Annotated in this window: 23 protein-coding genes; 16 read left to right on the forward strand and 7 right to left on the reverse strand. The window is 68.9% G+C overall.

What is annotated here, in order from left to right; all coding sequences use genetic code 11:
• Both A5704_RS03325 and A5704_RS03330 read left to right on the forward strand, forming a co-directional pair.
• Positions 1 to 743, forward strand: a 743-nt coding sequence (locus tag A5704_RS03325) for a cytochrome P450 (protein WP_156737597.1), incomplete at its 5' end; no start/stop codon positions are given.
• Positions 744 to 794: 51 nt separating this feature from the next.
• The gene (locus A5704_RS03330) at positions 795 to 1,358 is read left to right on the forward strand and encodes a pyridoxamine 5'-phosphate oxidase family protein (protein WP_082950383.1); all 564 of its coding nucleotides are present in this window, start codon (positions 795 to 797) and stop codon (positions 1,356 to 1,358) included.
• Between the two features lie 5 nt (positions 1,359 to 1,363).
• Here the strand turns inward: A5704_RS03330 and A5704_RS03335 are convergent, their stop codons facing one another.
• Together A5704_RS03335 and A5704_RS03340 are read right to left on the reverse strand one after the other, a co-directional pair.
• Complete coding sequence (locus tag A5704_RS03335) at positions 1,364 to 2,269, reverse strand: SDR family oxidoreductase (RefSeq protein WP_067780756.1); 906 nt, start codon at positions 2,267 to 2,269, stop codon at positions 1,364 to 1,366.
• Positions 2,270 to 2,283: 14 nt separating this feature from the next.
• Positions 2,284 to 3,069 carry an SDR family oxidoreductase gene (locus A5704_RS03340; protein ID WP_197508441.1) on the reverse strand — a complete coding sequence of 262 codons (786 nt, stop codon included), beginning with the start codon at positions 3,067 to 3,069 and terminating at the stop codon, positions 2,284 to 2,286.
• Between the two features lie 59 nt (positions 3,070 to 3,128).
• Here A5704_RS03340 and echA20 point away from each other — a divergent pair, with 59 nt between their 5' ends.
• The 7 genes from echA20 (at position 3,129) to A5704_RS03375 (ending at position 8,552) form a co-directional block, all read left to right on the forward strand.
• Positions 3,129 to 3,887: a (7aS)-7a-methyl-1,5-dioxo-2,3,5,6,7,7a-hexahydro-1H-indene-carboxyl-CoA hydrolase gene (gene echA20 / locus A5704_RS03345; RefSeq protein ID WP_067887358.1), complete on the forward strand. Its 759-nt coding sequence runs from the start codon at positions 3,129 to 3,131 to the stop codon at positions 3,885 to 3,887.
• Positions 3,888 to 3,931: 44 nt separating this feature from the next.
• Positions 3,932 to 4,816: a cholesterol ring-cleaving hydrolase subunit IpdA gene (ipdA, locus tag A5704_RS03350; RefSeq protein WP_067780761.1), complete on the forward strand. Its 885-nt coding sequence runs from the start codon at positions 3,932 to 3,934 to the stop codon at positions 4,814 to 4,816.
• Entirely contained in the window at positions 4,813 to 5,556 is a 744-nt protein-coding gene (ipdB, locus tag A5704_RS03355; RefSeq protein WP_067752001.1) for a cholesterol ring-cleaving hydrolase subunit IpdB, read from the forward strand. The genes ipdA and ipdB overlap by 4 nt, the downstream gene beginning before the upstream one ends.
• Positions 5,553 to 6,632: a (3aS,4S,5R,7aS)-5-hydroxy-7a-methyl-1-oxo-octahydro-1H-indene-4-carboxyl-CoA dehydrogenase gene (gene ipdC, locus A5704_RS03360; RefSeq protein WP_067887362.1), complete on the forward strand. Its 1,080-nt coding sequence runs from the start codon at positions 5,553 to 5,555 to the stop codon at positions 6,630 to 6,632. Before ipdB ends, ipdC begins: the two co-directional genes overlap by 4 nt.
• A gap of 41 nt (positions 6,633 to 6,673) precedes the next feature.
• Complete coding sequence (locus tag A5704_RS03365; RefSeq protein WP_082950384.1) at positions 6,674 to 7,096, forward strand: nitroreductase family deazaflavin-dependent oxidoreductase; 423 nt, start codon at positions 6,674 to 6,676, stop codon at positions 7,094 to 7,096.
• A 71-nt stretch (positions 7,097 to 7,167) separates the two neighbouring features.
• Complete coding sequence (locus A5704_RS03370; protein ID WP_067887365.1) at positions 7,168 to 7,815, forward strand: SatD family protein; 648 nt, start codon at positions 7,168 to 7,170, stop codon at positions 7,813 to 7,815.
• Positions 7,812 to 8,552, forward strand: coding sequence for a hypothetical protein (locus tag A5704_RS03375; protein ID WP_067751994.1), 741 nt, complete (start codon positions 7,812 to 7,814; stop codon positions 8,550 to 8,552). The genes A5704_RS03370 and A5704_RS03375 overlap by 4 nt, the downstream gene beginning before the upstream one ends.
• Positions 8,553 to 8,591: 39 nt before the next feature.
• On the opposite strand, the gene fadA6 is transcribed toward A5704_RS03375, so the two are convergent.
• Genes fadA6 through ipdE1 form a run of 4 tightly spaced genes read right to left on the reverse strand, consistent with a single transcriptional unit; the run spans position 8,592 to position 12,348 of the window.
• A complete protein-coding gene (fadA6, locus tag A5704_RS03380) occupies positions 8,592 to 9,752 on the reverse strand; it encodes a steroid 3-ketoacyl-CoA thiolase FadA6 (RefSeq protein WP_067751992.1) in 1,161 nt (386 codons plus the stop codon).
• A 3-nt stretch (positions 9,753 to 9,755) separates the two neighbouring features.
• Complete coding sequence (gene kstR2 / locus A5704_RS03385) at positions 9,756 to 10,358, reverse strand: TetR family transcriptional regulator KstR2 (protein ID WP_156675640.1); 603 nt, start codon at positions 10,356 to 10,358, stop codon at positions 9,756 to 9,758.
• Between the two features lie 44 nt (positions 10,359 to 10,402).
• Entirely contained in the window at positions 10,403 to 11,191 is a 789-nt protein-coding gene (gene ipdF, locus A5704_RS03390; RefSeq protein ID WP_067887368.1) for a (5R,7aS)-5-hydroxy-7a-methyl-1-oxo-2,3,5,6,7,7a-hexahydro-1H-indene-carboxyl-CoA reductase, read from the reverse strand.
• The gene (ipdE1, locus tag A5704_RS03395) at positions 11,188 to 12,348 is read right to left on the reverse strand and encodes an acyl-CoA dehydrogenase IpdE1 (protein WP_067887370.1); all 1,161 of its coding nucleotides are present in this window, start codon (positions 12,346 to 12,348) and stop codon (positions 11,188 to 11,190) included. Before ipdE1 ends, ipdF begins: the two co-directional genes overlap by 4 nt.
• 105 nt (positions 12,349 to 12,453) lie before the next feature.
• Between ipdE1 and fadD3 the strand changes: the two genes are divergently transcribed.
• From fadD3 to A5704_RS03420, 5 genes are read left to right on the forward strand one after another with little or no spacing between them, the layout of a single operon-like run.
• The gene (gene fadD3, locus A5704_RS03400; protein WP_067887373.1) at positions 12,454 to 13,998 is read left to right on the forward strand and encodes a 3-((3aS,4S,7aS)-7a-methyl-1,5-dioxo-octahydro-1H-inden-4-yl)propanoate--CoA ligase FadD3; all 1,545 of its coding nucleotides are present in this window, start codon (positions 12,454 to 12,456) and stop codon (positions 13,996 to 13,998) included.
• Complete coding sequence (locus tag A5704_RS03405) at positions 13,999 to 15,144, forward strand: acyl-CoA dehydrogenase family protein (RefSeq protein ID WP_067784056.1); 1,146 nt, start codon at positions 13,999 to 14,001, stop codon at positions 15,142 to 15,144.
• Positions 15,141 to 16,076 carry an acyl-CoA dehydrogenase family protein gene (locus A5704_RS03410; RefSeq protein WP_067887377.1) on the forward strand — a complete coding sequence of 312 codons (936 nt, stop codon included), beginning with the start codon at positions 15,141 to 15,143 and terminating at the stop codon, positions 16,074 to 16,076. The genes A5704_RS03405 and A5704_RS03410 overlap by 4 nt, the downstream gene beginning before the upstream one ends.
• A gap of 49 nt (positions 16,077 to 16,125) precedes the next feature.
• The gene (locus A5704_RS03415; RefSeq protein WP_067887380.1) at positions 16,126 to 17,076 is read left to right on the forward strand and encodes an acyl-CoA dehydrogenase family protein; all 951 of its coding nucleotides are present in this window, start codon (positions 16,126 to 16,128) and stop codon (positions 17,074 to 17,076) included.
• Positions 17,073 to 18,230, forward strand: a complete 1,158-nt coding sequence (locus tag A5704_RS03420) for a pyridoxal phosphate-dependent aminotransferase (RefSeq protein ID WP_067887383.1) — start codon at positions 17,073 to 17,075, stop codon at positions 18,228 to 18,230. The genes A5704_RS03415 and A5704_RS03420 overlap by 4 nt, the downstream gene beginning before the upstream one ends.
• On the opposite strand, the gene A5704_RS03425 is transcribed toward A5704_RS03420, so the two are convergent.
• Positions 18,227 to 19,060 (reverse strand): arylamine N-acetyltransferase, encoded by an 834-nt coding sequence (locus A5704_RS03425; RefSeq protein ID WP_067887385.1) that lies wholly within the window; start codon positions 19,058 to 19,060, stop codon positions 18,227 to 18,229. The genes A5704_RS03420 and A5704_RS03425 overlap by 4 nt on opposite strands.
• A gap of 95 nt (positions 19,061 to 19,155) precedes the next feature.
• Between A5704_RS03425 and A5704_RS03430 the strand changes: the two genes are divergently transcribed.
• Both A5704_RS03430 and A5704_RS03435 read left to right on the forward strand, forming a co-directional pair.
• Positions 19,156 to 19,758 (forward strand): disulfide bond formation protein DsbA, encoded by a 603-nt coding sequence (locus A5704_RS03430; protein ID WP_067887388.1) that lies wholly within the window; start codon positions 19,156 to 19,158, stop codon positions 19,756 to 19,758.
• A 114-nt stretch (positions 19,759 to 19,872) separates the two neighbouring features.
• Positions 19,873 to 23,025: a serine/threonine-protein kinase gene (locus A5704_RS03435; protein ID WP_067887390.1), complete on the forward strand. Its 3,153-nt coding sequence runs from the start codon at positions 19,873 to 19,875 to the stop codon at positions 23,023 to 23,025.
• The last annotated feature ends 5 nt before the right edge of the window (positions 23,026 to 23,030 follow it).

Below are 23,030 nucleotides of genomic sequence, written 5' to 3' on the forward strand. Positions count from 1 at the left end.
TCATCGGTTGGCCGCGGGATGGTCGGCATCACCTCATCGACTGGGGCGGAGCCACTTTCGATGTCCTCGGCCCGCTGAACTGGCAAGCGATCAAGTCGACGCCTCGCGCGTTGCAAATGCTGCGGTTCGCGCGCCGCGTGGTTCGCCAGCGGGCCGTTCTCGACGGCAGCATGGCACACGAGCTTCTGCTTGCCGCCGACGAAGGCAAGCTGTCGCATCGCGAGTGTCCGCCGCTGATGGTCGACTATCTCGCGCCGTCGATCGACACCACCATGAGCGCCATCTCCAACGCGTTGCACCTGTTCGCCAGCCACCCCGAGCAGTGGCGGCTGCTGAAAGAGGACCCGGGCCTCATGACGAACGCCGTCAATGAAGTGGTCCGGTACGAGCCCCCGCTGCGCGCATTCGCGCGCTGGGTGGCCAGCCAAACTGAAATAGCCGGCACGCCAATGCCGTCCGGTGCTCGCGCCCTTGTGATGTACGCCTCTGCCAACCGAGACGAACGCGAATGGGAGGAACCCGAAGTCTTCGACATCCGCCGCGACGCCAGCCGTCAAATCGGCTTCGGCCACGGAGCGCATGCCTGCGCCGGCCAAGGTCTGGCGCGCCTGGAAACGTCGGCCATGCTGCGCGCACTGATTGAGCGCGTCGACCGCATCGAGGTCACCGGAACACCGAAGTGGGCGATGAACAACATCATCCGCCGTCACGAGGCCCTGCCGCTCAAGCTGGTTCCGGCATAAATTCGCGTGGTGTCAGCTCGACGCCGCCCGCGCCAAACTGAAAGGGACTCAATGAGACTCTTGCCCCCGGCCGCCGAGCCGTTCACTGCTCCGCCCGACCGGGACATGCTCCCCTCGGAGCGCCGAGAATTCGTCCGCACGCACCGGACGTGTGTCTTCGGTTACCGCCGCCGCCATGACGGCCCGGCCATGTCGATCGTGTATTACGTCCCGACCGATGACGATGAGCTGCTCGTGTCCACCATGGCCGGACGCGCGAAGGCGAACGCGGTGGCGCGGGACCCGAAAGTGAGCATTTGTGTGCTCGACGAGCGCTGGCCGTTCTCCTTCTTGCAGGTATACGCCGACGCCGTCGTCGATAAAGACCCCGACCTCACCGTCGACGTCATGATGGCCGTCGGCTGGCGCATGTCCGGACACCAGGCGGGCGCGGAAGCCCGGCCGTTCGTCCGGGAAATGGCCGAGCGCGAAGACAGACTGGTGCTTCGTTGTCGTCCCTACGCGACCTTCGCCACACCGCCGCGTCACCTGTATGCGAACGAGGAAGCGAACGAGCTGACGCACTGGGGATCATCGTCGCTCCCCTGGAACGCTCCGGATCCGGTTGCCCGGTAGCTGAATCAGGCCCCGTACACGGGAACCGGCGGGCGGGCCTTGGCGAGCAGGTCGGCGACGACGGGCCCCAGTTCCGCGGGATCCCACCTTGCGCCCTTGTCGATCTGCGGCCCGTGTGCCCAGCCCTCCGCGACCCGGATCTTACCGCCCTCGACCTCGAACACCTTCCCGGTCACGTCGCGGGATTCCGCGCTGCCCAGCCACACCACCAGCGGCGAGACGTTCTCGGGCGCCATGGCGTCGAAATCCTGGTCCTGCGTTGCCATCATCTCGGCGAAGACCGTCTCGGTCATGCGGGTTCGGGCCGACGGCGCGATGGCGTTGACCGTCACGCCGTAGCGGCCCATCTCGGCGGCGCCGACCAGCGTCATCGCCGCGATGCCGGCCTTGGCCGCGCTGTAGTTGCCCTGCCCGACGCTGCCCTGCAGGCCGGCGCCCGAACTGGTGTTGACGATCCGCGCGTCGACGGCCTTGCCCTCTTTGGACAACCCGCGCCAGTACGACGCCGCGTGCCGCATGGTGGCGAAGTGGCCCTTGAGATGTACGGCGATAACGGCGTCGAACTCCTCCTCGCTGGTGTTGGCCATCATCCTGTCGCGGACGATGCCGGCGTTGTTGACCAACACGTCCAGCCCGCCGAAGGTGTCGACGGCGGTCTGGATCAGGGCGGCCGCTTCGTTCCAGTCGGCGACGTTGGATCCGTTGGCGACGGCTTCCCCACCGGCCGCGGTGATTTCGTCGACCACGCCCTGGGCGGCGCTGCCGCCCCCGGCCGGCGAGCCGTCCAGGCCCACGCCGATGTCGTTGACCACCACGCGCGCACCTTCGGCCGCGAAGGCGAGCGCATGCGCGCGACCGATACCGCCGCCCGCTCCGGTGACGATGACCACGCGGCCGTCAACCACTCCCATTGTTCGTGTCTCCTCTACTTGATCGCGCCGGCGTTCGTTGTGGCCAGGTAGTGCGGCGGCTCGCCCCCGCCGTGCACCTCGAGCGACGCGCCGCTGATGTAGGACGCCGCGTCCGATGCCAAAAAGGCTGCGGCCCAGCCGATGTCGTCGGGCTTGGCGAGTCGGCCCAGCGGCACGTTCTTGGAGATTGCGGCGATGGACTCGGCGTCGCCGTAGAAGAGCTCGGATTGCTCGGTCTCGACCATGCCGACGACACAGGAGTTCACCCGGACCTTCGGCCCCCATTCCACCGCCAGGGTCTGTGTGAGGCTTTCCAGGCCGGCCTTGGCCGCCCCGTAGGCGCCGGTGCCGGGCGATGGCCGTCGACCGGACAGACTGCAGATGTTGATGATCGACCCGCCGCGGTCCTGGTTCTGCATCTTCTCGTTCGCGTGTTGGGAAACCGACAGTGCGCCAATGAGGTTGAGTTCGATGATCTTGCGGTTGAACTTCGCGCTGGACTCCGCGGTCAGCACGTACGGCGAACCGCCGGCGTTGTTGACGCCGACGTCGAGCCGGCCGTGCCTGTCGACGATGGTGTCGATGAGCGCCTTCACGGCGTCGTCGTCGCGGACGTCGCAGGAATGGAACTCGTACGGCAGGCCCTCGACGGCCCGCCGTGCGCAGGTGATGACCGTCGCGCCCTGCCCGGCGAACACCGAGCTGATGCCGGCGCCCACCCCCCGGACCCCGCCGGTTACCAGAACCACCCGCCCGGCCAGCCCCAAGTTCACGGCGTCGGATGCTTCGGCGCGAGTCACTGTGCTAGCGTACCAAGCAAGTGCTTGCTTAGGTAGTTACCCCACGAGGAAGTGGCGCCTTGCCCATCACATCCACCACCACCGAACCGGGCATCGTCGCGGTCACCGTCGACTTTCCCCCGGTCAACGCCATCCCGTCGCGCGGCTGGTTCGAACTGGCCGACGCCATCACGGCCGCCGGCCAAGACCCCGAGACCCACGTGGTCATCCTGCGGGCGGAGGGCCGCGGCTTCAACGCCGGGGTCGACATCAAGGAGATGCAGCGCACCGAGGGATTCACCGCGCTGATCGACGCAAACCGCGGTTGCTTCGCCGCCTTCCGGGCGGTCTACGAGTGCGCGGTGCCCGTCGTCGCGGCCGTGAACGGCTTCTGCGTCGGCGGCGGCATCGGCCTGGTCGGCAACTCCGACGTCATCGTGGCCTCCGAGGACGCCACCTTCGGGCTGCCGGAGGTCGAGCGCGGTGCGCTCGGGGCGGCCACCCACCTGTCGCGGCTGGTGCCGCAGCACATGATGCGGCGGCTGTTCTTCACCGCCGCGACCGTCGACGCCGCCACCCTGCACCATTTCGGTTCGGTGCACGAGGTGGTGCCGCGCGACGAGCTGGATGAGGCCGCATTGAAGGTGGCCCGCGACATCGCCGCCAAGGACACCCGGGTCATCCGCGCGGCCAAGGAGGCGCTCAACCTGATCGACGTGCAGCGCGTCAATTCGAGTTACCGCATGGAGCAAGGCTTTACGTTCGAGCTCAACCTGGCCGGCGTCGCCGATGAGCACCGCGACGCATTCGCCGGTACCACGAAGCGTGAGAAGTCTTAGCCGCCGGCGACGATGCAGAACGAAGTGATGAGGAGCGGCGCATAGTGACCGACAAGAGAACCACCCTCGACGAGGCCGTCGCGCAGCTGCGCAGCGGCATGACGGTCGGCATCGGCGGCTGGGGCTCGCGGCGCAAGCCGATGGCGTTCGTGCGCGCCATGTTGCGCTCCGACGTCACGGACCTCACGGTGGTCACCTACGGCGGGCCCGACCTGGGGTTGCTGTGCTCGGCCGGCAAGGTCAAGCGCGTCTACTACGGGTTCGTCTCCCTGGATTCCCCGCCGTTCTACGACCCCTGGTTCGCCAAGGCCCGCACCAGCGGCGCGATCGAGGCCCGGGAAATGGACGAGGGCATGCTGCGCTGCGGCCTGCAAGCCGCCTCGCAACGCCTGCCGTTCCTGCCGATTCGGGCCGGGCTGGGCAGCTCGGTCCCCGACTTTTGGGAGGGCGAGCTGCAGACCGTGACCAGCCCGTACCCCGCGCCGGAGGGCGGGCACGAGACGCTGATCGCCATGCCGGCGCTGCGCCTGGACGCGGCCTTCGTGCACCTCAATCTCGGTGACAGCCGCGGCAATGCGGCCTACACGGGGATCGATCCGTACTTCGACGACCTGTTCCTGATGGCCGCCGACAAGCGCTTCCTGTCGGTGGAGCGCGTCGTCTCCACCGAGGAGCTGGTCAAAGCCGTTCCCCCCCAGGCCCTGCTGGTGAATCGGATGATGGTCGACTCCGTCGTGGAGGCCCCCGGCGGCGCACACTTCACCACCGCGGCACCGGATTACGGTCGCGACGAGAAATTCCAGCGGCATTACGCCGAGGCCGCCTCGACCGAAGAGGGCTGGCAGAAGTTCGTCCAGACCTACCTGTCGGGCAGCGAGGACGATTACCAGGCGGCGGTCCGCGCATTCGCAGAGGAGGCGGCCAAATGAGCACCACCCGCGCCGAGGTGTGCGCGGTCGCGTGCGCCGAGCTATTCAGGAACTCGGGCGAAATCATGGTCAGCCCGATGACGAACATGGCCTCGGTCGGGGCGCGGCTGGCGCGATTGACTTTTTCACCGGACATCCTGCTGACCGACGGCGAGGCGCAACTGCTGGCGGACACCCCGGCCCTGGGCAAGACCGGACCCGTCGAGGGCTGGATGCCGTTCGGCCGGGTGTTCGAGACACTGGCCTGGGGCCGGCGGCACGTGGTGATGGGCGCCAATCAGGTTGACCGCTTTGGCAATCAGAACATCTCGGCGTTCGGCCCGCTGCAACACCCGACCCGCCAGATGTTCGGCCTGCGGGGAGCGCCCGGCAACGCGATCAACCACGCGACCAGTTACTGGGTGGGCAACCATTCGAAGCGGGTGTTCTGCGAGGCGGTCGACGTGATCTGCGGCATCGGCTGGGACAAGGTGGATCCGGACAACCCGGCGTTCCGCTTCGCCAACACCCACCGCGTCGTGTCCAACCTGGGGGTGTTCGACTTCGGCGGTCCGGACCACACCATGCGCGCGGTGTCCCTGCATCCCGGGGTCTCGCCCGACGACGTCCGCGAGGCCACGTCGTTCGAGGTGCACGGCGTGGACGAGGCGGAAGAGACCAGGCAGCCGACCGACGAGGAACTCCGGCTGATCCGCGAGGTCATCGATCCGAAGTCGCTGCGCGACAGGGAGATACGTTGAACAGGCTGCGTACGCCGCTGACCGAGCTGGTCGGTGTCGAGCACCCGGTGGTGCAAACCGGAATGGGCTGGGTGGCCGGCGCGCGACTGGTGGCCGCCACGGCCAACGCGGGCGGGCTGGGCATCCTGGCCTCGGCCACCATGACGCTGGACGAATTGGCGACGGCCATCGGCAAGGTCAAGGCCGCCACCGAAAAGCCGTTCGGGGTGAACATCCGCGCCGACGCCGCGGACGCCGGCGACCGCGTCGATCTGATGATCCGCGAGGGCGTGAAGGTGGCGTCCTTCGCCCTGGCGCCCAAGCAGGAGCTGATCGCCCGGCTGAAAGAGGCGGGCGCGGTGGTGATTCCGTCGATCGGTGCCGCCAAGCACGCTAAAAAGGTGGCGGCCTGGGGCGCCGACGCGATGATCGTGCAGGGCGGCGAGGGTGGTGGACACACCGGGCCCGTGGCCACGACGCTGCTGCTGCCGTCGGTGCTGGATGCCGTGCAGGGCACCGGGATCCCCGTGATCGCCGCGGGGGGCTTCTTCGACGGGCGCGGGCTCGCGGCCGCGCTGAGCTACGGGGCGGCCGGCGTGGCGATGGGCACGCGCTTCCTGCTGACCTCGGACTCGACGGTGCCCGACGAGGTCAAGCGGCGCTACCTGGAGGCGGCGCTCGACGGCACGGTGGTCACCACGCGCGTCGACGGCATGCCGCACCGCGTGCTGCGCACCGGCCTGGTCGAGAGGCTCGAAAGCGGTTCACCGGTAAGGGGTCTCACCGCGGCCGTGCGCAACGCGGCAAAGTTCAAACACATGTCGCAGATGACCTGGCGGTCGATGATCCGCGACGGCCTGGCGATGCGCCACGGCAAGGAGCTGACCTGGTCCCAGGTGGTGATGGCGGCCAACACCCCGATGCTGCTGAAGGCCGGCCTGGTCGAAGGCAACACCGACGCCGGGGTGCTCGCCTCCGGACAGGTGGCCGGCATCCTGGAGGACCTGCCGTCATGCGCCGAGCTGATCGACTCGGTTGTGCGCGACGCGATCGCACACCTGAAGGCGGCGTCTGCGCTCGTCGAAGCGGGCGACTAAAGACCCTGGCCGCGGCCGCGACGCCACGTCACCCTGGAGGGATGATGACGCTGGCACCGGAAACCTGGCCGACCCCGCTCTTGAACGCGGTCCGAACCTCCAACAGATACCTGCTCAACCCGCTCATGCTGCGGCTGGCCGGCCGCAAGAACTGGTATGCAGCGGCGATAGAGCACACCGGACGGCGGTCGGGCAAGGCGTACACCACACCGGTCGTCGCCGAGCGCATCGACGACGGCTTCGTCATACCGCTGCCCTACGGCACAGACGTGGATTGGCTGCAAAACGTGCGCGCCGCGGGACGCGCTACCATCGCGTCCCAGGGCGAGACATATCCGGTGGTGCACCCCGAGATCATCGACGCGGCGGACGCCCTCCCCCTGCTATCGGCTTCCCGCCGCCGCACCTTCGAACGGGTCGGCATAGCGGGTTACCTCAGGGTCAAAGACCAGCCGGCGAACTGAACGGCGCCTCGACCGTACGCGCGGGTTAAGCTATGATCTGAATATCGGTGAAATGAAGCTATAATCTTCATATGGCTAGGGTGAAGACTATACCTTCAATGCGGGCGACGCTGATCGGCGACGTGGTGGGGTCCCGGCGTGCCGGCGACCGGCCGGCCCTGCATCGACGTGTCGCCTCCGCGCTGGGCCAGGTCGCGAACGGCGCCATCGACCCGCCGTCCTTCACCGTGGGGGATGAGTTCCAGGGCAGCTACCCCGCCCTGGGCGGTGCAATCGATGCGGCGTTGACCGTGCGGCTGTTACTTGCGCCCGAGGTCGACGTCCGCTTCGGGCTCGGATGGGGCGCGGTGACCGTCCTCGACGCCGACGCGGGAATCCAGGACGGGCCCGGGTGGTGGGCCGCGAGGGAGGCCATCCAGCAGACGGCGGAGGCGCAGCGGCAGCCCGGCTTCTCGCTGGTGCGCACGACATTTCGGGCGGCCGCGGAGACGTGCACCGACGTCGCCGCGGTCAACGCCGCCCTGATTTGTCGGGACCATCTGCTTGGATCGCTCGATGAGAGATCGTTGCGGATTGTGAGGGGATTGATGGCCGGCCGGACCAAAAGGGACCTCGCGGCCGCCGAGGGGATCAGCCCGTCGGCGGTCTCGCAGCGCTCGAGCCGTGACGGTTTGGATCTCATCGTCCTTGCCAGCCACTACCTGCGGGGTCTGCCGTGAGCGCCGTCGCCGTCCTGCTCACGGCGCTCGGCATCGCCGACCTGTGTCGGCGGGCGTTCCGCCCGATGTGGGTCTCGCTGGCGGTCGGACCCGCCGCGGTGGCGGTGTTCTTGGTCCTGGGCGCCCTGTGGCATGCCGGCGACATCCCGCTGCTCGTCCTGGCCGCCGCGTCGGTCGTCGCATGGGAAGGGCTCTGCGCGCGCAGCGAACGTAGCGGCGGCCACCAGGGCGCGCCGCTGGCGGTGTTCGCCGCAACGCTGGCGCTGTTGACGTTGCTGTCCGGATGGTCGTCGACGGTCAACGGCGGCATCGCGCGGTGGGTGAGCTGGGTGCACTTGCCGCTCGGCCATGTCACGCCCACTCGGCTGCTCATGGTTGTCGGCGTGGTGCTGGTGCAATTCGCGACCGCGAACCAGCTCGTGCGCCTGGTGCTCGGTTCCGTGGGAGCGGTACGGCCGGTCGGCGAACCGCAACCATCGGACAAGCTCAAGGGCGGGCGGCTGTTGGGCCCGATGGAACGGCTACTGATCTTGAGCCTGGGTGTCGGCGGGCAGGTGGCCGCCGCCAGCGCGGTCGTCGCCGCCAAGGGCATCATCCGGTTCCCGGAGTTGAACGCCCAGCAAGGCCGCAACGGCGACGTCGGGATCGACGAGGTGACCGAGTACTTCTTGGTCGGCAGCTTCACCAGTTGGCTGTTGGCCCTCGGCGGGATCGGCCTGGTGCTGGCGACCCCGTAATGTCGAACACCGCGCCGAATACCGGCTCGGCGCAATGGTTTACAGCCGCTCGATGATGGTGACGTTCGCGGTGCCCCCGCCCTCGCACATCGTCTGCAGGCCATAGCGGCCGCCGACGCGCTCGAGTTCGTTGAGCATGGTGGCGAACAGCTTGGCGCCGGTGGCGCCCAGTGGGTGACCGAGCGCGATCGCACCGCCGTTGGGGTTGACTTTCTCGGGGTCGGCCTTGATCTCCTTGAGCCAGGCCAGAACCACCGGCGCGAACGCCTCGTTGATCTCGACGGTGTCGATGTCGTCGATGGACAGCCCGGTCTTTTCCAGCGCGTAGCGGGTGGCCGGGATCGGACCGGTCAGCATGAACACCGGGTCGGCGGCGCGGGCGCTGATGTGGTGGATGCGGGCCCGCGGCGTCAGGTTGTGGTCCTTGACCGCCTGCTCGGAGGCCAGCAGCACCGCGCTCGCTCCGTCGGAGATCTGGCTGGCCATCGCCGCCGTCAACCGGCCACCCTCGACGAGGGTCTTGAGGCCGGCCATCTTCTCCAGCGACGACTCGCGCGGACCCTCGTCCACCCGGAACGGCCCGGATTCCGTTTCGACGGTGATGATTTCGTTGTCGAAGTGACCGGCGCGGATCGCGGCGAACGCGCGCTCGTGGCTGGTCAGCGCGTAGCGCTCCATCTCCTCGCGCGACAGGTTCCACTTCTCGGCGATCAGCTCCGAGCCGCGGAACTGCGAGATCTCCTGGTCGCCGTAGCGGTGCAGCCACTGCTTGGATTCGTTGGTCGGCGAGGTGAACCCGAACTGCTCGCCGACCGTCATCGCCGACGAGATCGGGATCTGGCTCATGTTCTGCACGCCGCCCGCCACGATGAGGTCCGCGGTGCCGGCCATGATCGCCTGTGCGCCAAAGGAAATCGCCTGCTGGCTGGAGCCGCACTGCCGGTCCACGGTGACGCCGGGCACTTCCTCGGGATAGCCCGCGGCCAGCCACGAGAGCCGGGCGATGTTGCCCGCCTGCGCGCCGATGGCGTCGACGCAGCCGGCGATCACGTCCTCGACGGCGGCGGGGTCGACGTCGACCCGGTCGAGCAGTCCGCGCCATCCGAGCGCGCCGAGGTCGACGGGATGTATGCCGGACAGCGAGCCGCCCCGCTTGCCAACCGCGGTGCGCACAGCGTCAATGACGTACGCCTCAGCCATAGTTCAGTTCCCTTCCTTGGTAATTCCGCCAAGAACGATGGCGAGATATTGCTCGCCAACCTGGTTCGCGGTCAGCGGTCCGCCGGGCTGATACCAGCGCACCGACACCCAGGTGGTGTCACGAATGAAACGGTAGACGAGGTCGACGTTGAGGTCGGGCTGGAAGTAGCCCTCGTCGATGCCCTGGTTGATCACCTCGACCCACATCTTGCGTTGCTGCCGGTTCATGTCCTCGATGTAGGAGAACCGGGGTTGCGACAACAACCGTTGGGCTTCGTCCTGATAGATGACGACCTGCGCGTGCCGATGCTCGATGGCCTCGAACGACGCCATGAACAGCCCCTTGAGCCGCTCGAGCGGGTTGGCCTCGCTGTCCACGATCTCGCGGTAGCGGGCGAACAACCAGTCCAGGAAGCTGCGCAGCAGCTCGTCGACCATCTCCTCTTTGGAGGAGAAGTGGTGATAGAGGCTGCCGGACAGGATCCCGGCGCTGTCGGCGATGTCGCGCACGGTGGTGGCACGCAGGCCGCGCTCGGCGAACATCGTCGCGGCGAGGTCCAACAACTCGTCGCGGCGGCTGTTCGCCTGACCGGCCACTCGATCCACCCGGCCAGGATATCAACCAAGCGCTTGCTTGGCCAGCGATCCGATCACGGATGCTGACTGGACACCGAGATGACCTCGCCGGTGAGGTAGCTGGAGTAGTCGCTGGCCAGGAACGCGATGGTGGCGGCCACCTCCCACGGCTCGGCGGCCCGCCCGAACGCTTCGCCCGCGGACAGCCGGTCCAGCAGGTCGGCCGAGGTGGTCTTGTCGAGGAACTTGTGCCGGGCGATGCTCGGCGACACGGCGTTGATCCGCACCCCGTATTCGACCGCTTCGATTGCGCTGCAACGGGTCAAGGCCATCACCCCCGCCTTGGCGGACGCGTAGTGCGACTGCGAGTGCTGTGCCCGCCAGCCCAAGACGCTTGCGTTGTTGACGATCACGCCCCCGTGCGCGGCCTCGCGGAAGTAGCGCAGCGCCGCCCGGGTGGCCCGGAACACCGACGACAGGGTGACGTCCAAGACGCGGTCCCACTCGTCGTCGGTCATGTCCACCACCGGGGTCTGACCGCCCAGCCCGGCGTTGTTGACCAGCACGTCGAGCCGGCCCATCCGGGCCGTTGTCGACGCGATCAGCGCGTCCACCTGCGCGGTGGACGTCACGTCGCACAGCACGCTCTCGACCCGGCCCAGGCCCAGCGCGGACAGCTCCTCGACGGTCTCCCCCAGCCGGCGCTCGTGGTGGTCGGACACCACGACGTCGGCACCCTCGGCCAGCGCCCGCTTCGCGGTCGCCGAGCCGATGCCGGTGCCCGCCGCCGCGGTGACGACGACGACCTTGCCCTGCAAAAGCCCATGCCCGGCAACCTCTTTCGGAGCTTCGGACAGGCTCATCCCTTTACCTCCCGGGGCAGGCCGAGCACGCGCTCGGCGATGATGTTGCGCTGGATCTCGTTGGATCCGCCGTAGATGGTGTCGGCGCGGGTGAACAGGAACAGCCGCTGCCATTCGTCGAATTCACCGTCGGACAGGGTCAGCCCCGGCTTGCCGATCACGTCCATCGCCAGCTCCCCCAGCGCGCGATGCCAATTGGCCCACAACAACTTCGACACGTTATCTTTCCCGGCGGCCTGGCCGCCTCCTTCGACGTCCATGGTGGCCAACGCGTAGCTGCGCATCGCGCGCAACCCGGTCCACGCGCGGGTCAGCCGCTCGCGGATGAAGGGGTCGTCGGCGGCGCCGTTGCGACGCGCCAGGTCGGCGAGGTTGGAAAGCTCACGGGCGTAGCGGATCTGCTGCCCAAGCGTCGACACCCCGCGCTCGAAGGTCAGCGTGCCCATCGCGACCCGCCAGCCGTCGCCGGGCTGGCCGACCACCAGGTTGGCGTCGGTGCGGGCGTCGTCGAAGAAGACCTCGTTGAACTCCGAGTCACCGGTGAGCTGGATGATCGGGCGCACCTGCACCCCGGGCTGATCCAACGGCACCAGCAGGTAGGAAAGCCCGGCGTGCCGCTTGGACCCCTTCTCCGTGCGGGCGACCACGAAACACCACTGCGCCCAGTGCGCCAACGAGGTCCACACCTTCTGGCCGTTGATCACCCACTGGTCGCCGTCCAGCTCGGCGGTGGTGGACACGTTGGCCAGGTCGCTGCCGGCGCCGGGTTCGGAATAGCCCTGGCACCACAGCTCGGTGACGTCGAGGATCTTGGGCAGGAACCGCTGCTGCTGCTCGGGCGTCCCGAAGGCGATCAGCGTCGGGCCGAGCAGCTCCTCGCCGAAGTGGTTGACCTTGTCCGGCGCGTCGGCTTTCGCGTACTCCTCATAGAACGCCACCCGGTGCGCGGTCGACAGCCCGCGGCCGCCGTGCTCGACGGGCCAGCCCAGGCAGGTGAGACCGGCCTTGGCGAGGTGCTGGTTCCATGCCCGGCGCTCCTCGAACGCCTCATGTTCGCGCCCCGGTCCGCCACGACCCTTGAGAGCTGCGAATTCGCCGACCAGATTGTCGGCGAGCCATCGGCGAACCTCCGCCCGGAACTCCTCGACGTCCTGCATGCCCTGTAGGCTAACCTACCAAGCACTTGCTTTGTCGGCTCGGTGACGATGCGCGCCGCGCAGCGGCGTGGGAGGAACCGGGCAATCCAGGTAGGAGCAGTCTCGATGACCGGCGATGTCCGCACGATTCCCGCGGCGCTGGACCGTTTTGCGAGTCGGTTTCCCGACCACGACGCGTTGATCACCGACGAGCGTTCGTTCACGGCCGCGGCCCTGCGCGACGAGGTTCGCCGGGCGGCCGCCGCGTTGATCGCCCTCGGCGTGCGGTCGGGCGACCGGGTGGCCATCTGGTCGCCCAACACCTGGCACTGGGTGGTCGCCTGCCTGGCCGTCCACCACGCCGGCGCGGCGATGGTGCCGCTGAACACCCGTTATACCGCCGAGGAAGCCGCCGACATCCTGGCCCGCACCGCGACGCCCGTGCTGTTCGGGATGGGCACGTTCCTGGGCCACGATCGCGTCGCCGATCTGGATCGGGATGCCTTGCCCGCGCTGCGGCACGTCGTCCGGATTCCGGTCGAGGCCGACGATCCCGTTTCAGGGACGTGGGACGACTTCGTCACGCAGGGCACCGACCTCGAGTCTGTCGCCACCCGCGCCGCCGCCGTCACGCCCGAGGACGTCAGCGACATCCTGTTCACCTCGGGCACCACCGGCCGCAGCAAAGGGGTGCTGTGCGCGCACCGGCAGTCGTTGTCGGCATCGGCGTCGTGGGCGGCCAACGGCAAGATCACCAGCGACGACCGCTACCTGTGCATCAACCCGTTCTTCCACAACTTCGGCTACAAGGCGGGCATCCTGGCCTGTCTGCAGACCGGCGCGACGCTGATCCCCCACCTGACGTTCGACCCACTGCGCGCGCTGCAGGCGATCGAGCGGCACCGCATCACCGTGTTGCCGGGACCGCCCACCATTTACCAGACCCTGCTGGACCATCCGCAGCGCGGGGACTACGACCTGAGTTCGCTGCGGTTCGCGGTGACAGGGGCGGCCACCGTGCCCGTCGTGCTGGTGGAGCGCATGCAATCCGAACTCGACATCGACATAGTGCTGACGGCGTACGGCCTCACCGAGGCCAACGGGATGGGCACGATGTGCCGCGCCGACGACGACGCCGTCACCGTCGCCACCACCTGCGGGCGCCCGTTCGCCGACTTCGAATTGCGTATCGACTCAAGCGCTCCCGGCGAAGCGGGTGAGGTGCTGCTGCGCGGGCCGAACGTGATGCTGGGCTACCTCGATGACCCGGACGCCACGGCGGCGGCCATCGACGCCGACGGTTGGCTGCACACCGGTGACATCGGCGCCGTCGACGCGGCAGGCAATTTGCGCATCACCGACCGGCTCAAGGACATGTACATCTGCGGCGGCTTCAACGTGTACCCCGCCGAGGTCGAGCAGGTGCTCGCCCGGATGACGGGGATCGCCGACGCCGCGGTGATCGGCGTCCCCGACGAGCGCCTCGGCGAGGTCGGCCGGGCCTTCGTGGTGACCCGGCCCGGCGCCGACCTCGACGAACATTCCGTGATCGCTTACACCCGTGAACATTTGGCGAACTTCAAGGCACCGCGGTCGGTGCGGTTCGTCGACGCGTTGCCGCGCAATCCGGGCGGCAAGGTGGTCAAACCCCAACTGCGAGAGCTGGCCTGAATGGATCTGGAATTAGACGAGGAGACCCAGGCGTTTGCGGCCGAGGTCCGTGAGTTCTTGTCCGCCAACGCCGAGTCGATCCCGACGAAGTCCTACGACAACGCCGAAGGTTTCGCGCAGCACCGGCACTGGGACCGCGTGCTGTTCGATGCCGGGCTGTCGGTGATCACCTGGCCGAAGAAATACGGCGGCCGCGATGCGCCGCTGTTGCATTGGGTGGTGTTCGAGGAGGAGTACTTCCGCGCCGGCGCGCCGGGCCGGGCCAGCGCCAACGGCACCTCGATGCTGGCGCCCACGCTGTTCGCGCACGGCACCTCCGAGCAGCTGGACCGAATCCTGCCGAAAATGGCCAGCGGCGAACAGATCTGGGCGCAGGCGTGGTCGGAGCCGGAGTCCGGCAGCGACCTGGCCTCGCTGCGATCCACCGCGACCAAGACCGACGGCGGCTGGCTGCTCAACGGGCAGAAGATCTGGAGTTCGCGCGCGCCGTTCGCCGAGATGGGCTTCGGGCTGTTCCGGTCGGACCCGGAAGCCGAGCGGCACAACGGCCTGACGTACTTCATGTTCGACCTGAAGGCGAAGGGCGTCACCGTGCGGCCCATCGTGCAGCTGGGCGGCGATACCGGGTTCGGCGAGATCTTCCTCGACGACGTGTTCGTCCCCGACCACGACGTGATCGGCACCCCGAACGAGGGTTGGCGGGCGGCGATGAGCACCTCGAGCAACGAGCGGGGCATGTCGCTGCGCAGCCCGGCGCGGTTCCTGGCGACCGCCGAGCGGCTGGTGCGACTGTGGCAGGACAGCGGCTCGCCCCCCGGGTTCGCAGACCGGGTGGCCGACGGCTGGATCAAGGCGCAGGCCTACCGGCTGCAGACCTTTGCCACGGTGACGCGGCTGGCCGACGGCGGTGAGCTGGGCGCCGAATCGTCGGTGACCAAGGTGTTCTGGTCCGACCTCGATGTTGACCTACACCAGACCGCGCTGGACATCCTCGCCGCCGACGGCGAGCTCGCCGGCAGCTGGACGGATGGCCTGCTGTTCGCCCTGGGCGGCCCGATCTACGCCGGCACCAACGAGATTCAGCGCAACATCATCTCGGAGCGGCTGTTGGGCCTGCCCCGCGAGAAGTCCGGGGGCAAGAAATGAAATTCGCGCTAGACGAGCAACAGCGCGACTTCGCGGCCAGCATCGACGCCGCGCTCGGCGCGGCCGACCTGCCCGGCGCGATCCGTGCCTGGTCCGCCGGCGACACCGCGCCCGGCCGCAAGGTGTGGGAGCGGCTGGCCGAACTGGGCGTCACCGCGCTGGCGGTTCCGGAGAAGTTCGACGGCATCGAGGCGCACCCGGTCGACCTGGTGGTCGCGCTGGAACGCCTGGGACGCTGGTGCGTGCCGGGGCCGGTGGCCGAATCCATCGCCGTGGCACCGGTTTTGCTCGCCTCGGACGAGCGGTGCGCGGCGCTGGCCTCCGGCGAGCTGGTAGCCACGGTCGCGTTGCCACCGCATGCGCCGCGCGCGGTGGACGCCGACTCGGCCGGGCTGGTGCTGCTGGCTACCGACGACGGTGTGAGCGAGGCCGCGCCCGGCGACCGGCACGAGTCGGTCGATCCGAGCCGGCCCGTCTACGACGTGACCGCCACCGGCCAACCCTGGCAGGCGGAGGTCCGGCGCGCCTTCGAGTTCGGCGCGCTGGCCACCGCCGCGCAGCTGGTCGGCGCCGCCGAGGCGCTGCTGCGGGACACCGTCGACTACGCCAAGCAGCGCGCCCAGTTCGGCCGGGTGATCGGTTCCTATCAGGCGATCAAGCACAAGCTCGCCGACGTGCACATCGCGATCGAGCTCGCCCGGCCGCTGTTGTACGGCGCGGCCCTGTCGATGGAGCCCCGCGATGTCAGCGCGGCCAAGGCGGCGGCGGCCGAGGCGGGCCTGCTGGCGGCGCGGTCGGCGCTGCAGACCCATGGCGCGATCGGCTTCACCCAGGAAAATGATTTGTCGCTTTGGCTACTACGCGTGCAAGCATTGCGTTCGGCCTGGGGTACTCCCGAGGCGCATCGGCGGCGAGTGCTGGAGGCGCTGTGACGACCCGCGTCGCGACGACGCCGTGGAGCGACGAACAGGAGCGGTGCTCATGAGTGAAGAACGGGAGATGCTGCGGGAGACCGTCGCGGCCCTGGTGGCCAAGCACGCCAACCCGGCGGCGGTGCGCGCCGCGATGGACTCCGAGCGCGGCTACGACGAGTCGCTGTGGCAGCTGCTGTGTGAGCAGGTGGGAGCCGCCGCGCTGGTCATCCCCGAGGAGCTGGGCGGCGCGGGCGGCGAATTAGCGGACGCCGCAACGGTTTTGCAGGAGCTCGGCCGGGCGCTGGTGCCCTCGCCGCTGCTGGGCACCACGCTGGCGGAGCTGGCGCTGCTGAGCGCGCCGGAGCCGGATGCGGAGACGTTGGGCGGCCTCGCCGAGGGCACCTCGATCGGCGCGCTGGTTTTCGACGCCGACTACGTCGTCAACGGCGACACCGCCGACGTCGTCGTCGCCGCCACCGACGGCCAGCTGACCCGGTGGGCCCGCTTCACCGCGGAACCGGCCGTCACCATGGACCCGACCCGGCGGCTCGCGCGGGTCACGCCCGAGGACACCGAACCCATCGGCACCGACCCCGGCCTCGCCGACACCGCGGCCATCCTGCTGGCCGCCGAGCAGATCGGCGCCGCCGAACGCTGCCTGCAGCTGACCGTCGAATACGCCAAGAACAGAGTGCAATTCGGCCGGCCCATCGGCAGCTTCCAGGCGCTCAAGCACCGGATGGCCGATCTGTACGTCACGATCGCCGCGGCGAAGGCCGTCGTGGCGGAGGCCTGCGACGAACCCACCCCGACCAATGCGGCCACCGCGCGCCTGGCCGCCACCGAGGCGTTGTGCAACGCGGCCGCCGAAGGCATCCAACTGCACGGCGGAATCGCGATCACCTGGGAACACGACATGCACCTGTATTTCAAGCGCGCCCATGGCAGCGCCCACCTGCTCAGCACAACGCAGGAGGTTCTCGCGCGACTGGAAGCGGAGGCGCTCGAACCGTCGTGAACGACCACGTCGCGCGGCGCGCCGCCATCCCGCCGTTCTATGTGATGGACGTGTGGCTGGCCGCCGCCGAGCGCCAGCGCAGCCACGGCGACCTGGTGAACCTGTCAGCCGGTCAGCCCAGCGTCGGAGCGCCCGAGCCGGTACGCGCCGCGGCGGCCGCCGCCCTGCACGGCAACGAGCTGGGTTACACGGTGACGCTGGGCATTCCGGAGCTGCGCGCGGCGATCGCCGCGGATTATCAACGCCAGCACGGGCTTCGGGTCGAGCCCGACGACGTGGTGTTGACCACCGGCTCGTCCGGCGGATTTTTGCTCGCGTTCCTGGCGTGCTTCGACGCGGGCGACCGGGTCGCGTTGGCCAGTCCCGGTTACCCGTGTTATCGAAACATCCTGTCCGCCTTGGGGTGCGAGGTGGTCGAGATCCCGTGTGGACCACAGACCCGCTTCCAGCCCACCGTGCAGATGCTCGAAGAACTCGACCCGCCGCCCCACGGCGTGATCGTGGCCAGCCCGGCCAATCCCACCGGGACGGTGATCGCGCCGGCCGAGCTGGCCGCGATCGCCTCGTGGTGCGAGGCGGCCGGGGTGCGGCTGATCAGCGACGAGGTCTACCACGGCCTGGTCTACGAGGGGGCGCCGCAGACCAGCTGCGCCTGGCAGACATCCCGAGACGCCGTGGTGGTCAACAGCTTTTCCAAGTACTACGCGATGACGGGCTGGCGGCTGGGCTGGATGCTGGTGCCACAGGCGCTGCTGCGCGCCGTGGATCGGCTGACCGGAAACTTCACCATCTGCCCGCCGGTGCTGTCGCAGCTCGCCGCCGTTGCGGCGTTCACGCCGGAGTCGACGGCCGAGGCCGACGGCAACCTGCACCACTACGCGACCAACCGCGCCCTGCTGCTGGACGGGCTGCGCCGCATCGGCATCGACCGGCTCGCACCCACCGACGGGGCGTTCTACGTCTACGCCGACGTCTCCGAACTCACCAAAGACTCGACCGCGTTCTGCTCGAAACTGTTGAGCGACACCGGCGTTGCCATCGCCCCGGGGATCGATTTCGACACCACCCACGGCGATTCGTTCGTCCGGCTGTCGTTCGCCGGGCCCACGGGCGACATCGAAGAGGCCCTACGGCGAATCGGGTCCTGGATCTAAGCGTCCAGGATCTTATCGAGGCGCGCCTCGAGCGCGCCGCGCTCGCCCACGTCGGACACGTTGAGGCCGAACCGGTCCCTGAGGGTGTCGACCACCGCCGCGGCGTCGTCGAGGCGGATCTTCTCGCTGGCATCGGCGCGGTGAATGGCGAGGTTCCGGCCTGCCAGGTTCAGCCGGGCGTCGTCGGTTACGCGCGCGGCCGTCAGGCCGGTGACGAAATGCGACGACGGGTGCGTCGAGACGTACCAGCTGCCCACCGCCAGGTCGATGTCGGGCGCGGTCCGGGTGCTGAACTCGTAGAGCGGCTGCCACTCGCCCCGAATCTGGGCCTGCAGCACCAGCCCGTCGCCGCGGTCCTCCAGCCGGTAGGGCTCGTGCGTCGTCTGCTGCACGGTGCCCGTCTCGATCCGCAGCGGCGAGGGGGGTGTCTGCCCGCCGAAGCCGACGTCGACCAGGTATGAACCGTGGGAGCCGGGGAACGTCACCGCCAACACGGTGTGTGTCTGCGGCGGCGGCGACGGCGCATCGGGCGGCCGCATCCATACCACCCGACCGGCCAGGCGCCGCACCCGAAAGCCGAGTTCGGTGAGCACGTAGCCCATCAATCCGTTGTGCTCGTAGCAAAAGCCGCCGCGGCCCCGCTGAACGAGCTTGCGGGAGAGGGCGCCCGGACCCAGGTCGTCGACCGGAACCCCCATCACCGGATCGAGGTTCTCGAACGGGATCGCTTTGGTGTGGGCGCTCACCAAAGCCTGCAGGACCTCGAGATTGGGTGCCGTGGCGCCGCGATAACCGATCCGCTCGAAGTACTCGTCCAGGTTCAGCGTCATACGGCCATTCTGCTGGCAGGTCATCGGCAGGCGTGCGACGGCCGGTAGCGGGTATGCCGCTCGGTAGCCCCAAGCCTTGGATCGAAGGAGGAGCCGTGACCGATGTCGACCTCTATCTCGACCCCGTCTGTCCGTTCTCCTGGGTGACCGCTCGCTGGCTGATCGACGCCGGGCAGGCGACGGGAACGCCCGTTACCCTGCGGCAGATGAGCCTGGCGGTCCTCAACGAAGGTCGGGACGGCGACGACAAACAGCAACACATGATGGAGCGGTCGACGCGGGCGGGACGGCTGTTCGCCGCCGCCGTCGGCGAGCGGGGGCCGGAAGCGTTCGCGGGCCTCTACGACTCGATTGGCCGTCGCATCCACGTCGACGGCGAGGAGCTGACCGCACCCGCGATCCGCGAAGCCCTCGCCGAGAACGGCCTGGCGGAAAGCCTTGCCGACGCGCAGGACGACAGCGGCTTGGACGAGGCGGTCAAGCGGGCGCACCGGGTCAGCCAAGACACCCTGGGCGACGAGGCCGGCAGCCCGATCATCGCGGTCGACGGCCACGCGTTCTCCGGACCGGTGCTCACCCGAACACTGAAGGGACCGGGCGGTGTTCGGCTGCTTGAGGCCGTGCTCACCATGGCCGCAGTTCCCGAATTCGCCGCGCTGCAACGGCCGTATGAAGGCCCCCCGACCATCGAGGCGTGAGCGCCGCCGCCCCACAAGCCGACGAAGGTTGCCCGAAAAGCACATCCGTGAGGTTCTGAGCGCTAATCTTGACCTCGCCAATCACATACTTCGCGGAGGGTTGAGCGCCAGCAAATGCCTGATGAGCCACGGCCCGAGAGTGTCGCCCCGGTACCGAGCGGCATCGCCGCGGAGCTGGCGGCCGCGGGGTTCGAGGATGCGCGACAGGTAGCTCGTGGCGGGGCCGGGGTCATCTACTGCTGCTATGAGACCGCCCTCGGACGAAATGTCGCCGTCAAGGTGCTGCCGTCACACATCGACGACGACAGCCGCGAGCGCTTCCTTCGCGAGGGCTACGCGATGGGCGGGCTCTCCGGGCATCCGAACATCGTCAACATCCTGCGGGTCGGCGTCACCGGCAGCGGTAAGCCGTACATCGTGATGCCCTACCACTCGGCGGATTCGCTGGCCGTCCGGCTGCGCCGGGAGGGGCCGGTCCCGTGGCCCGAAGCCTTGCACATCGGTGTGAAGCTCTGCGGCGCACTGGAAACCGCGCATCGGACCGGAACTCTGCACCGCGACATAAAGCCCGCCAACATTCTCGTAAATGATTACGGCGAGCCCCAATTGAGTGATTTCGGAATCGCCCACATCGAAGGCGGTTACGAGACCGCGACCGGATTCTTCTCCGGCACCATCGACTTCACTGCGCCGGAGGTGATGACCGGCAATCCGGCCACGGTGGCCTCCGACATGTATTCGCTTGGCGCGACGCTCTATGCGCTCATCGCGGGCAACGCCGCGCACGAGCGCAAGAAGGGCGAGGACCTGATCGCGCAATATCTGCGGATCAGCACCACCGGAATCCCGGATATGCGGCCCGACGGCATCCCGGACGCGGTGTGCTCGGCGATCGAGAAGGCGATGTCGATCGACCCGGCCTTGCGGCCCGCCTCGGCCGAGGAGTTCGGCCGCGAACTGCAGGCCGCCCAGCGCCGCAACGGCCTGAAACCCGACGCGATGGCCATCACCGGACGCGCCTCGGCCGTGGCGACGGACGTTGGGCATGCGGCGCCGCCCGGGCCGCACAGCGAGGTGGCGCACCCATCGGCCCTCGACACGTCGAGCATGCCCCCGCCACCGCGGTTGCCGGCCGGGCACGACGACCCGACCTCGGCGATCAGCGCCCCGATCGATCGCGAACACGCGCGGGAGACCGCGCCTTTTCCGCAGGCGAGCCCGGCCGAATTGCCCGAGGCTGCCAGCTTGCTGCGCGCCGCACAAGCGTCGTCAACGCAGCCCACGGCGCGGCCACCCCAAGCCGCCGCGCCGCCGACCCGGGCCGGCGGCGCCCAGGGGCCGCCACGGGGCCCGGGGGCACGGGCGGCCGCGTGGTTCACGGAACCGGGCAAGAAGCGGAATCGCATCGCGCTGACGGCCGGCGCGCTCGCTGCGGTCCTGCTGTTGGTCGTCGGCGGCTTCTATTTCGCACTCTCACCCGACAAGAAAGCCGGTTCCCGAGGCGGTTCCGGCCAGCCGACCGCGCAGCCGCCCATGCAGTGGAAACCGATCACCAACGCCCGAATTTCGCGGGACGCCGCGGCCACCACGCAGGCCGACGGCACGATCTGGATCTTCGGCGGAATCCGCAGCGACGGCGCCCCCACCGGACTGCAGGAGGGCTACGACCCCGTCATCGACAGCTGGAAGGGCGGCGACGACCTACCTGTCGCGGTGTCGCACGCGATGGCCGTCACCTGGCAGGGAAACCCGGTCGTGCTCGGCGGCTGGAAATCTGAAGGCGGCAAAAAGGTTGCGTCCGACCAGGTTTGGCGGGTCATCAACAGCCGCTGGGTGGAGCTTCCGCACCTGCTGCAGCCCCGCGCGGCCGCGGCGGCGGCCGTGGTCGGTGACCGCCTGGTCGTCACCGGCGGTGTCGACGCGTCCGGCGCGCTGCTGAACACCACCGAGGTGTTCGACGGCAACGCCTGGAGCCTCGGTGCACCGATCCCGACCCCGCGTCAGCTGCTGGCGGCGGCTTCGGACGGGAAGCTGGTTTATGCGGTGGGCGGCACCAACGGCACCGCCGACCTGCCGGCGGTCGAGGCCTACGACCCTGCCGCCAAGAGCTGGGCGCCGCTGCCCCCGCTGAGCCAGCCGCGCAGCGACCTCGGAGTGGCGATCGTGGACGGGCGCCTGGTCGCGGTTGGGGGCGTCTCCTCGGGCCAAGTGCTCAAGACCGTCGCCGCGTTCGACCTGATGACGAAGACCTGGTCCGGATTGCCCGATATGACGACGGCGCGGCACGGCATGGCCGTCGACGCGGTGGAGAAGTCCGTGTACGCGATCGGCGGGTCGACCGCCGTCGGCGACGGCCAGCTCACCTCGTCGGCGGAAGCGCTGAAGCTGCCGGCCCGCCGGATCCAGCCGGCGTCGCAGTGGCGCTCGCTGCCGGACGCGCCGACGCCCCGGCTGATGATGGCGTGGGCCGTGCAGGGCGACAAGATCTGGATTCTGGGTGGCTTGCGGAACGGCACGGCGTTGCAGACCGTCGAGAGCTATGACCCGCACACCGGCGTTTGGCAGACCGGGCCGCCGCTGCCGATCCCGCTGCATCACGCGGCGGCGGCGACATACCGCGACGAGGTGGTGGTGCTCGGCGGAGCGAGCGATCAACTCGCCGACGCGTCCGACAAGGTGTTCGCGCTGCGCGGCGGCAATTGGGTTGAGCTGCCACATCTCACGCACCCACGCGCGGCCCCGGCCGCCGCCGTGGTGGGCGACCAACTGGTCGTAGTGGGCGGGCAGAACGCCAAACAGCTCGTCCCGCAGACCGAGGTCTTCGACGGCAACTCGTGGAAGGACGCCGCCGACATGCCGACCCCCCGCGAACACCTGGCCGCGGTGTCGGACGGCACCTACGTGTACGCCATCGGCGGGCGGTTCCTCTCCGCCGACAAGAACTCCGCGGCGAATGAGCGGTTCGATCCCCAATCGGGCGCCTGGACCAAGTTGGTGGGCATGCCGACCCCGCGCGGGAGTTACGGCGCGACCTACATCGACGGCCGCATCGTGGTGGTGGGCGGCGAGGAACCGACGATGGTCCTGAACGTCGTCGAGATGTACGACATCGCCGACGCCAAGTGGAGCACCCTGGCCCCGATGCCCACCGCGCGTCACGCCGAGGTGGTGGCGACGGTCGGCAACACCGTCTACTGCATCGGCGGCGCGAACCGCCCGACCCACGAGGGCCCGATCGCGACGGTCGAGGCGCTGGACTTCATGTAGCGGTC

The sequence above is a fragment of the Mycobacterium sp. E735 genome, assembly GCF_001666955.1.
Lineage (GTDB): Bacteria > Actinomycetota > Actinomycetes > Mycobacteriales > Mycobacteriaceae > Mycobacterium.